This is a genomic window from Alteromonas sp. C1M14, from assembly GCF_018860965.1.
GTDB lineage: Bacteria > Pseudomonadota > Gammaproteobacteria > Enterobacterales > Alteromonadaceae > Alteromonas.
Genome location: NZ_JAHKQF010000015.1, coordinates 627,501 through 638,396 on the forward strand (window position 1 = coordinate 627,501; position 10,896 = coordinate 638,396).

Annotated in this window: 9 protein-coding genes; 4 read left to right on the forward strand and 5 right to left on the reverse strand. The window is 44.8% G+C overall.

Annotation, left to right across the window (positions count from 1 at the left end):
* Nucleotides 1-27: 27 nt before the first annotated feature.
* Nucleotides 28-897: an EamA family transporter gene (locus tag KO501_RS15095; RefSeq protein WP_216030491.1), complete on the forward strand. Its 870-nt coding sequence runs from the start codon at nt 28-30 to the stop codon at nt 895-897.
* Nucleotides 898-925: 28 nt separating this feature from the next.
* Here KO501_RS15095 and KO501_RS15100 read toward each other — a convergent pair whose 3' ends face one another.
* The 3 genes from KO501_RS15100 to KO501_RS15110 form a co-directional block, all read right to left on the reverse strand.
* On the reverse strand, nt 926-1,396 hold the full coding sequence (locus tag KO501_RS15100; RefSeq protein WP_354667839.1) for a DUF6314 family protein: 471 nt from the start codon (nt 1,394-1,396) through the stop codon (nt 926-928).
* Between the two features lie 59 nt (nt 1,397-1,455).
* Nucleotides 1,456-2,331: a DMT family transporter gene (locus tag KO501_RS15105; RefSeq protein ID WP_216030492.1), complete on the reverse strand. Its 876-nt coding sequence runs from the start codon at nt 2,329-2,331 to the stop codon at nt 1,456-1,458.
* 81 nt (nt 2,332-2,412) lie between these two features.
* A complete protein-coding gene (locus KO501_RS15110) occupies nt 2,413-3,216 on the reverse strand; it encodes a FadR/GntR family transcriptional regulator (RefSeq protein WP_216030493.1) in 804 nt (267 codons plus the stop codon).
* Nucleotides 3,217-3,363: 147 nt separating this feature from the next.
* On the opposite strand from KO501_RS15110, the gene KO501_RS15115 reads away from it, so the two are divergent.
* Entirely contained in the window at nt 3,364-4,509 is a 1,146-nt protein-coding gene (locus tag KO501_RS15115; protein WP_216030494.1) for an alpha-hydroxy acid oxidase, read from the forward strand.
* Nucleotides 4,510-4,671: 162 nt separating this feature from the next.
* Here the strand turns inward: KO501_RS15115 and KO501_RS15120 are convergent, their stop codons facing one another.
* Nucleotides 4,672-5,232: a DUF1439 domain-containing protein gene (locus KO501_RS15120; protein ID WP_216030495.1), complete on the reverse strand. Its 561-nt coding sequence runs from the start codon at nt 5,230-5,232 to the stop codon at nt 4,672-4,674.
* Nucleotides 5,233-5,456: 224 nt separating this feature from the next.
* Here KO501_RS15120 and KO501_RS15125 point away from each other — a divergent pair, with 224 nt between their 5' ends.
* Nucleotides 5,457-7,583: a TonB-dependent receptor gene (locus KO501_RS15125; RefSeq protein ID WP_216030496.1), complete on the forward strand. Its 2,127-nt coding sequence runs from the start codon at nt 5,457-5,459 to the stop codon at nt 7,581-7,583.
* Between the two features lie 29 nt (nt 7,584-7,612).
* On the opposite strand, the gene KO501_RS15130 is transcribed toward KO501_RS15125, so the two are convergent.
* Nucleotides 7,613-9,943, reverse strand: coding sequence for a family 20 glycosylhydrolase (locus KO501_RS15130; RefSeq protein WP_216030497.1), 2,331 nt, complete (start codon nt 9,941-9,943; stop codon nt 7,613-7,615).
* Nucleotides 9,944-10,165: 222 nt separating this feature from the next.
* On the opposite strand from KO501_RS15130, the gene KO501_RS15135 reads away from it, so the two are divergent.
* Nucleotides 10,166-10,843, forward strand: coding sequence for a DUF6445 family protein (locus KO501_RS15135; protein WP_216030498.1), 678 nt, complete (start codon nt 10,166-10,168; stop codon nt 10,841-10,843).
* Nucleotides 10,844-10,896 lie beyond the last annotated feature (53 nt).

Here is a 10,896-nt window from a genome sequence, read left to right on the forward strand (position 1 = left end):
ATCAACAGTAGCTAACAAGAGTAGAACGTGTTTTATTTAGTCGCGATAACCGTATTATGGGCATTTTCTTTTTCGTTAATTGGTGAATATTTGGCCGGTGAAGTAGACAGTTATTTTTCTGTTCTTACCCGAGTTTCATTGGCATCTTTCGTCTTCTTGCCTTTCTTAAAACCCCGCTTGTTAACCACACAACAAAAGCTCGTGCTGAGCGCATTGGGTGCAATGCAGCTGGGGGTGATGTATATCTTCTTTTATCATTCATTTTTATATCTAACCGTACCTGAAGTATTGCTGTTCACTATCTTCACCCCGCTTTACGTTGCCATACTTAACGACGCCCTATTTAAACGATTTACCCCGCTGCATATTCTCTGCGCCCTAATCGCTACCGCAGGTGCCGCGATCATCCGCTTTCAAGGTGTCAGTGAAAATTTTTGGGTGGGCTTTTTCATTGTACAGGGCGCAAACCTTTGCTTTGCGTTAGGTCAGGTCGGCTATCGAAAACTGGCATCCACATTTCCCCCAAACCTGTCTTACCGTCACATTTTCGCGTGGTTTTACATTGGCGCTCTTAGCATTGCCCTACCGGCGTTCTTTCTTTTGGGCAACCCCCAACAACTGCCGCAAACCAATATCCAATGGGGTGTGCTGATGTGGCTTGGTATCGTGGCATCTGGGCTTGGTTATTATTTTTGGAATCTAGGTGCCTTGAAAGTCTCCGCCGGCACCTTAGCTATTATGAATAACGCGCTCATCCCTGCGGGACTGGTGGTTAATTTGCTACTTTGGCAAAAAGACACCCATTATGGCCGTCTTTTACTGGGTGGTTTGGTAATAGGGCTCGCGTTGTGGATATCTCAGCGGTACTCGGCTAAGCAAGTTAGTTCACTGAACTAACCACGGCCCCATTAGGCCGAAAGAAAAATTAACGCCGTTGGTAGATGCTGTGCATTGTGTAGTCTTTTCTTGGCCCTTTAACCTCCCATGTGGATGACCAGGTTGGCCACGACTGAAATCCATAATCGACCACATAGTTATCGTCACCGCAAAGATGTTCGCCGTGGGGTTGCCCCACACTAAACGTATGGAAATAGCGTTCATCATCAAACAATACGTCAAACCTGTTGCGTGACGATTGTTGCCATATATAGGCCCGCTCAGCCAGTAGCGTGTTGCCATTGGGGCCGGTAACCTGCCCCGTCTCTTGATAGTGCAGCTGGGACTTGCACCACGTAAAGCAAGCGTTTCCAACAAATTGAAATTTATCACCGTTATTTTGCACAATGGTACGCGTCACAAGCCAATTACCGACAAAATCATTCAAGCTGGCAGGTAACGTTTTCTTTATCAGAGGGTCGTGCGGGCTATTATTGCTCATATGGTGGGGTTTATTCACGATAATGGATCATTATAAATCATAATGAACTAACCTATTAGGATATAACAACTAATCCGCTAACTCCACAGCACAAAAATTGCCGCCAGGCCAATAAGCATTAACCCCACCACTTCATGTTTGGCCACCCGCTTTTTAAGCCAAAATACCGATATAAACATGGTTAACAGCACTTCGACTTGACCGAGTGTTTTCACATAAGCCACATCGTTTAATGTCATGGCAGTAAACCAGCATATTGAGCCTACACAACTGGCAAAGCTGGTTACCAAGGTAAACTTTCGGTGGTTGCCTAATTGCTTCATCGTTTGGGGCCGACGTAAAGCGATATAACTACACAAAAAAAACGTTTGAATACATAAAATCCAAAGCAGCGTCCATGCAGCACTGTGGTAACTGGGCAAGGGCAATAAATGACTTAGTTCTCGAATAAGTAACGATGCAAAGGCAAAGCAGGTACCGCAAGCTAAGCCTATAAATACCGTACTTAAACTCACCTCACCACCTCGACGAAAGCCGCTTAAAACAAATACAGCAAAGGTGCCAATGACAATGCCAACCCACCCCATTGGAGTTAATACACTGCCAAACAATAATGTGCCGAAGATACCCGCCGCTAGCGCTTCACTTTTGGCTAATCCCGCGCCGATGGCAAAATTCTTTTGCTTAAATAAGATCACCATTAAAGAGGTTGCAGCAATTTGTAGCATTGCTGCGGCCACAGCCATAAGCCCATATTTAAGGGTAAAATGCGGCACCGAAACTGGCTTAAAATAGTACAGAATCAATAGATAAAGCAGGGCGATTGGCGGGGCAAACAAAAAGCGGGATAAAGTAACGCCTGAGGTGCTTACACTATGGCTTAACTGACTTTGAAATGCATTGCGAAAGGTTTGGAAAACCACGGCTAACAGAGTAAAAAAGGCCCAACTCAAAACAACTCCAAATTGAAATATAAATAGATAAAGACCATGAACGGTCTGGCTACGTGTTAAGAAAAACGTGAAAAATAAAAATTAAGCGTAACGTTTTGCTGCTAACGCTTCACGCTGCTGCTGAGCTAACAATTGAGCAAGGGCATTGGCGACGTAATCGATGTGCTGAACAGCAACAGCCATAGCATGTTCCGTTTCGCCTTTGATCACCGCGTTTCCTAAGGCGAGATGCTGCTCAAGTAACGTTTGCGCGCAATGCCGTTGATTTAACATTTCACTACGACTGAAAAACATCCCACTGCGGTTCAAACTATATAGAGACGCCATCATATGTATAAGGGTACGATTATGACTAGCGTGTACAATTGCCATATGCAATTGGGCATCCAATTCTAATGCCTGAGATAAGTCACCGTTTTCATCGGCACGTATCATTTCATCAAGAATGGTCTGAATACCCTGTTTATCTTCTTGCGTGGCGCGCTCGCTAGCCAATTGGGCTGCAAACACTTCCTGACTTTTACGATACTCTAAATGGTCTTGAATAGCCCGCGGATGACGACAGTACAAGGCAATAAGCGCTGGTGTCATCACGTCACCACTTAACGGAGCCACAACGGCACCACTACCTGGATGAATAACTAACAGTCCACGCTCTTCTAAGATACGTAACGCTTCACGCAATTTAGGTCGTGACACACCTAACTGTTCTGCTAACGCTCGTTCAGCCGGTAATTGCATCCCACTGCTTAAAATACCGTCGAGAATATAATTTTCTAGTTGTTCCACCACCGCATCAGATAACGAGTGCTGCTGTACCGATTCAAATATTTCAGCACGGCATTTCGCTTGTGTTTCGTTGGCGATAAAAGAGGGTGATTTCATAGAAACTCGGGTAAACAGGCACGTCATCAGAATGAGGCAATTTTACCTGTGATCCTCAAATAAGAGTAGCCCTTTGTGGTAAATAAAATTGACCAAACACAACTGGTAAAGTATGTTTACCAAAACAACTCAACATGAAGCCCCATTATGAGACTCAAAGATTGCCACAACTATCATGATTTTCGTCAACTCGCTAAGCGACGTTTACCTGGCCCAATTTTTAATTATATTGATGGCGGCGCCGATGATGAGGTAACCCAACAGCGCAACAGCGACGCCTTTGCGGCTTGTGATTTAGTACCCAATGTATTGCGGGGTGTTAAAGATATTGATTTATCCGTTACCGTAATGGGACAGAAATTAGCCATGCCCCTTTATTGCTCCCCTACCGCCTTGCAACGCCTCTTCCATCACCAAGGCGAACGAGCTGTAGCAGCGGCAGCAGCCAAGCATGGCACCATGTTTGGCGTATCTTCTTTAGGCACGGTAAGCCTTGAAGAACTGCGCAAAAAACACGATACGCCCCAGGTCTACCAGTTTTATTTTCATAAAGATCGTGGGTTAAATAGTGCCATGATGCAGCGGGCCAAAGAAGCCGGTGTGGAAGTGATGATGCTTACCGTTGACAGTATTACCGGTGGCAACCGGGAACGGGATCTACGTACCGGCTTTTCCATTCCCTTTAAGCTGACTTTAGGCGGCATCATGCAGTTTGCCATTAAGCCCATGTGGGGGATCAACTACGTTACTCACGAATCATTCAGTTTGCCTCAATTGGATGAACACATCGATATGGATGGCGGAGCCATGTCTATTGGCCGATATTTTTCTGAAATGCTCGACCCTGCCATGAATTGGGATGACGTGGCTAAAATGGTTCAAGAGTGGGATGGTCAATTCTGTTTAAAAGGGATCATGTCGGTAGAGGATGCGAAAAAAGCAGTGGAAATTGGTTGTACAGGGATCATCCTATCTAACCATGGTGGACGTCAACTCGATGGCTCTCGCGCACCATTTGATCAACTCAAAGAAATTGTCGACGCCGTGGGCGATAAAATTGATGTGATTATGGACAGCGGTATTCAACGGGGATCTCATGTGGTGAAAGCCTTAGCATTAGGTGCGAAAGCGGTGGGAGGCGGACGGTGTTACTTGTACCCATTGGCGGCTGCAGGTCAACCTGGCGTGGAACGGGCACTTAGCCTAATGAAAGCCGAAATCCAGCGCGATATGATGTTAATGGGTTGCCAATCTGTCAGTGACTTACATGAAGGCATGCTAAGGTTTCGTTAGTAAAAGCAAGATCACTTAGGCACGAAAAAGCCTTATATAAATAAACCAGCTAGCCATGTGGTAACAGCAGCGTCTTGCTCTCTGTTACCACATAAAGGCCCATTTACTGGGTTCATTGCCTAACATTCATCGTATTTTTACCATTGAAAAACCACTAAGTTCTTAATTGGTCGCGGGTGCAAAACGTATTTTTCCGGCTTCTACCGACATGTTCAACGGAATAGTGGCTAGCCATGCCACCCCTGGTTGGCTGGTATCTAAGGTGTAAACTGGGTTGGTTTTTAAGTACGCGTTGACCAACGCCATGACATCGTTACTGACTGGCGCCAAATTGCCACTAAAGCCACCGGTTTGAATACTGCTATCTAATAAGGTTAGCGATTGCACGTAGATGGCTTTTTCGCTGGCATTGTAAGATGGTGCACCTTCTAAACTTAACGTCACCTTGGCCGGATACGTAAACCCCAGCATACCTGCAATGGCATCGGCATCGACGGTTAACCGGATCACATCTTTGTTGTCTGGGCCAATATCTACGGCTAGATCATTCACTGCAATTTCAACGGGAACCCCCAATACACGGGTATTATCGTTTAATTTAAGCAGTTGTTTGCTAAGCACCGTTTCGAGTTCTGAATTGTTAACCGTATAAGACGTTAACGATGCTAACGAACTACAACCCAAAATCGAAAAGCTCATTAAGAAAAGCAGTAATATACGCATGGCGCGCCTCTATAATTATAAATGATAATAAAGCAATGTAGCACGACTGTCGTGGGAACATCATCTGGTGATATTGGTGACCTTAATACAATGCTTGCCGACAAGGGTCAAGATTACGTAAAGATTGCCCCTGTACAAGCCTCTGCCTCCCACCCTTATTGCAAATGATTATCATAATCAATATTATACGGGCAATTTTTCAGTAACTCCTTATTTTGCTCATTATGTCTTTATCTCTTCCCTGCGCCATTTTCACTGCATGCACCTTATTGTTAGTGACGTCTTTTGCTGAAGCAGCATCGTCAGAATCCAGCGACGACAATGTCACCGCGGCGCCTCAAATACCTGATGATGAACTACAGCATATTGAAGTGACTGGACGCGCTTTATCTTTGTATAAATCCGACCACGCAAACTTAGGCACAAGAACCAATACAGCAATTGAAAAGATCCCCCAAAGTATTCAGGTGCTTACCCAAGCGTTAATCACCGATCAGGCAGCTTATGAAATCTCCGATCTTTACCGCTCAATTTCAGGTGTCTCATACAATAATTTTTCCACCGTCACCATGCGTGGCTTCGCCCAAGATGAAATTCTCTATGATGGATTAAAGGGTGACCCTTTTAGTGGTTTTTCCATCCCCCAGTTATTTTCTATTCAAGAAATCCAAGTATTGAAAGGTCCATCTGGGGCCGTCTACGGGGCTGGCGATTCTGGGGGCGTGATTAATTACGTAACCAAAAAACCCACTTACGAAGCCATCAATACCATGGAATTAGGGCTAGGCAATAAAGACTTTTTAAGCGGCAGTATTGAGTCTTCCGGCCCGATTAATGAGGCAGCTTCCCAACGCTATCGTGTGGGAGTGTTTATCAGTGATGAAGGTTCTTACCGCAATAATGTTGACGAACAAAATCGAAGTATTGATGTAGGCTATGGGTGGGATATCAATGCTAACAACACCTTAACCGTACAATACAACCACATCTATCAGCATATTGATGGCGCGAGACTAAGGGGCATTCCCACCGACGATGATGGAAACTTCTTAACCAATACCTCTTGGAATAATAATGAAGCCAGCGATTATCAAGAGCTCACCGCGAATGTTTTACAACTTAATTTACGTACCGATATTAACAGCTGGTTAAGCAGTCAGTTGAATGCTCGTTACTATACCAATAAAGAAACGCAAAATTACCATGAACTCAATGCACTAATTGATAGCGACGAGGATGGTGAATATGATGAAACCAAACGCCAATATCGCGACCGTTACGAACAAAATAAAGGGGCTTTTGTAGCTGGGTATCTGGTTGCTGAACTCGCCGATCATACCTTGGTTTTCGGCACAGACTATACCTATAACACTAATGACTATTTGTACTATCGCGCCACCGGTGAAGATGATGGCGTATCCAATTTAAGCCTGTTTAACCCCGTATATGGTCAGGATGATATTAACGACTATGTCATGACCTTATATGCCGATGAACATACGGTGTTAAACCAAATGGGGCTCTTTGCTCAAGATCAATGGGCCATCACCGATAAGCTAAACTTGGTGGTCAGTGCTCGGGGTGACTATATTGATGAAGATTTTTCGGATTATAAAGATAACGCCACTGCGTCATATCATGATCTCGGCTATTCCACCCGTCTTGGTGCCACCTACTCGTTAAACTCCCAGGTGATCCCCTATATGTCTTATTCCACCGGGTTTTCTCCCCAGTCTGCAGAAGATCAAAATACCTCTGAAGACGGGAGTTTATTCGATCCGGAAGAAAGCCAACAATTTGAAATGGGTGTACGCAGCTTTTGGTTCGATAAAAAAATGAACCTAAACCTTGCCGCGTTTCATATCGAACGCAAAAACATGTTAGCCGAAGATGTAGACAACGATGACTATAACGTTGCCATTGGAAAAATTCGCAGCCAAGGCCTTGAGGTAGATATTATTACCGATATTACCTCACGCTGGGTGGCCAATATCAATTATGCATACAACGATGTCACCGTCAGTGACACCGATAATGATTACCAATATACGGCCAATATTCCACGACATCAATTAGGGGTATGGACCCGCTATGATTTCCCCAGTATCAACTCATCTATCGCCTTGGGTATGGATTATGTGAGTGAGCAGCGCAATCGCAGCAATCAAATTGTAAAACCCTATACAATTTTCGATTTGTCGTGGCAAACCCAATGGCAGGATTGGAAAATTCAGGCCAATGTGAAGAACCTATTTGATAAAGAATATGCCATCAGTGGCTTTACCGAAACCATTGGCTCGTACGTGGGTGAACGCCGCCGTCTTTATTTGATGACATCTTATGATTTTTAGTCGCACCGTTAGCGTGGGGTAAATGCGGCTTATAAGGCGACTATTTCATCTAACATAAGGGGCACGATTTCATAAGCCATTGTTTGACGCTGAAAGGTTGTTGCCTCGGTTTTGATAATTAGCTTTAAATACCGCGTCGTAAACTCCGCGACGTTTAGCGTTACGCTACTGCCATCATTTAGCAAATTATCTTCTTTGGCAGTTATCACTTTACTCCAACAAACCCCATCGTTTGACTGGCACAGTTGAACGTACCGGGGAGGAGCAAAGTGTCGGTGTAACCCCGGTGTATAACCTAAGGTTACCTGGCTGAAGGTTTGTGCTTGCATAACATCAATTTCAATTTGCGCTTCGCCGGTAGGAAAGTGCGCCCATTCATCAGCATGAAAACAGTTCAATTTACGACTTATTCCACTGACTAAGGTTTTTTCTGGTGCAGGGTTCCACTCTCGATTGACCTGACAATGACGTAAACTCAACCTTGCTCCCACCAGTTTACTGTTTAGGGTGTGAAATCGGCTTTTGGAGTACCATCGACCATGGATCTTATCCTGCGCTCTGACGCTTAAATTTGTATTCCCTGTTAACACCAATGGCTTATCAACGCGCTGACCATATTTAGGATCAGAGCCATCTAAAGAGTAATACCAAGTAATGTCATCTTTAATTTCAGCGGACAACGAAATGTGATGCTGTGCGCTTAGCCCAGTTCCTATCAAAGACGAGGAGATATCCGTCGCATAAATGGATTCAGAAACGTTTATTCCCATATAGGTGAATCGTTGCATCAGGTGCTTAAGCCGGCCACTAAACTCAGCCCAGTTTTTTTCTTCTGATTGTGTCCATGCCACTTCTGCTAGCGCCGTCATGCGTGGGATAGCCATATATTCCACTTGCGCTAACGTAGTAAAATACTCACTCCACAGCTGCCCCTGAATACCAATAATATGATCCTTTAACGGCGAATCGCGATGTTGTGCCGGTATGGGTTGGAAATGATAAACATCAGACGTAGACGTAAGCCCATGAATACTCATGGGTTCGTCAACAGATTTTGATTGATAAAAGTCGAAATAGGTACTCGATGCGGGGCTCATGATAACTTCATATCCTGCTTCAGCGGCATCTAATCCCACCTGGGCGTTTTGCCAACACATTATTGTGGTGCCAGGTATCTCGCCGCCTTCTATTACCTCATTCCAGCCTATGGGCTTTTTACCCAACGAGATAATGATGTCAGAAACCCGTTTAATGAAGTAATGGTGAACACGGTCGTAGCTTTGCCAACCCTGTTCTTTCATGAGTTCACTCACAAATGGACTTTGCTGCCACTGGGTCTTAACCACTTCGTCACCACCAAGGTGAATATAATCTCCAGGAAACAAATCGGCAATTTCCCGAAACAAAGTATGAAGGGCCTGGAAGGTTTCCTCGGTAGGACACAATACATGCTGGAAGATACCAAAACTTTCTTCGACTGGTGGCTTGTTGCCGGTACAACCAAAGTTTGGATAAGCATGCAAAAAGGCAGTAGCATGGCCAGGTAAGTCGATTTCTGGTACGACGACAACGTGTTTTGTTTGGGCATACGCCACAATATCCCGCACGTCGTCTTGGCTATAATACCCGCCATGGGCGATACCATCCCCGGTAAAATCGCCATCCAGCGTGTGACCGACTACGGTTTGATTGCGCCATGCTCCCTGCTCTGTCAGTTTGGGGAAAGCGCGAATTTCTATTCGCCAGCCTTGATCATCGGTAAGGTGCCAGTGAAAGCGATTGATTTTATGCAGCGCTAGCAAGTCAATAAAATGCTTAATAAAGGTGACCGGCATAAACCGTCTAGCCACGTCTAAATGCATCCCTCGATAAGAAAACCGTGGGCTATCTTTGATTTCAACCTGTGGTAAGAGCCAGCTTACCTGACCTCCCTTAAAGTCTAAAAAGGCGGCATTGGGTATCAGTTGAATTAGGGTTTGAAAAGCATAGAACACCCCTGTTGTGGACGATGCCGCAACACCAATAGCAGTTTGACTTACCTTCAGCGTATATTCTTCAGGTCCAAGAGCTGTGTTTTTTTCAACCGTCAGCCTGGGCACGCCGTCAACTTGTGCTTTTGCGAAGGATTGACTGTCAGTAGAGGTCGCTTGGCCTTCCCACTTAACATCGTCAAGTAGCAGCGAGACATTAAGCTCTAATTTAAACCAACGCTGCCAGCGCGTTATCTCGTCCACAAAACAGGCAGCCGTAAAAACCCGCAACTGCGAACCTAATGCAAACCTTCCGACATGAAATGTACAGTATTGCGGTTTGGGTATGATACTCGGTTGGCGCCAAGATAGTTTAGCGTTCCTAGTCATTTTATTTATATTACTGATAACCCATGCCCCTTGTTGTTTGCTACACAGATACGTTAACGCCCCATGAAACCATCGGCTGACTTGTCACTCGCGCCACCCCATCCATAGACAACGTTGTCAGTTATAGTAATTCATTGTAATATCTTTGCCTATCTAAAATGTGTCTTGTTGATCAACAATATGATGAGTGATCCTGCTTGTAAGCTTAGCAACAATAAAGTTATGCATACGATTTCAATTGGTGAGCATAAGGCCCTGTGTATTGACAATTTTTTAGACCAACCAACGCAGCTCATTGATTATGCCAGACACAGTCAGTACGACCCCTATCCCGGTTACCAATCAAAGAAAGGTTACCCTGGTGTACGGGCTCCGGCACCGCAAAATTATTCGTATAATTTAACCACCTACATCGAACCGATATTAAAACGCGTTTTTAATGTAGGAGCCGGTAAAGATATTCGAAAAAGCCTATGCGCCATGTCGCTGCTCACTATGGCAGAAGACAGCCTGAGCCCCATTCAATCTACCCCTCATTTTGATTCCAGCGAACCCAACCATTTAGCCGCAATTCTCTACCTTTCCGGCGCAGAACATGGCGGTACCGCCTTTTACCGGCATTGTTCCACTGGCATTGAACGCATCACCAAGCAAAATGTAGATGGTTACTTAGATCGTTATTACGAAGAACTCAATACGACTGCTTTGCCCACCCCAACCTATCGTTTCGACAGTAACTCACAGTACACTAAAATAGGGTATATCGAAGGCGTGTATAACCGATTAGTGGTTTATCCTGGGGGGCTTATCCACAACCCCTATATTAAGAACAGTGAACTAAGTATCAGTACCAGCCCGCAAAACGGACGTTTAACCGTCAACACATTTTTTGACTTCTAATCCACGCCTCCTTTGCATAACTACATGAACTTGCCCTTGTGAGTGGGGTTTTA

Bases quoted from the DNA above. Each gene is read 5' to 3' on its own strand.
- KO501_RS15110 (WP_216030493.1), bottom strand. From the start codon at position 3,216: ATGAAATCACCCTCTTTTATCGCCAACGAAACACAAGCGAAATGCCGT.
- KO501_RS15115 (WP_216030494.1), top strand. From the start codon at position 3,364: ATGAGACTCAAAGATTGCCACAACTATCATGATTTTCGTCAACTCGCT.
- KO501_RS15120 (WP_216030495.1), bottom strand. From the start codon at position 5,232: ATGCGTATATTACTGCTTTTCTTAATGAGCTTTTCGATTTTGGGTTGT.
- KO501_RS15130 (WP_216030497.1), bottom strand. From the start codon at position 9,943: ATGACTAGGAACGCTAAACTATCTTGGCGCCAACCGAGTATCATACCC.
- KO501_RS15125 (WP_216030496.1), top strand. From the start codon at position 5,457: ATGTCTTTATCTCTTCCCTGCGCCATTTTCACTGCATGCACCTTATTG.
- KO501_RS15135 (WP_216030498.1), top strand. From the start codon at position 10,166: ATGCATACGATTTCAATTGGTGAGCATAAGGCCCTGTGTATTGACAAT.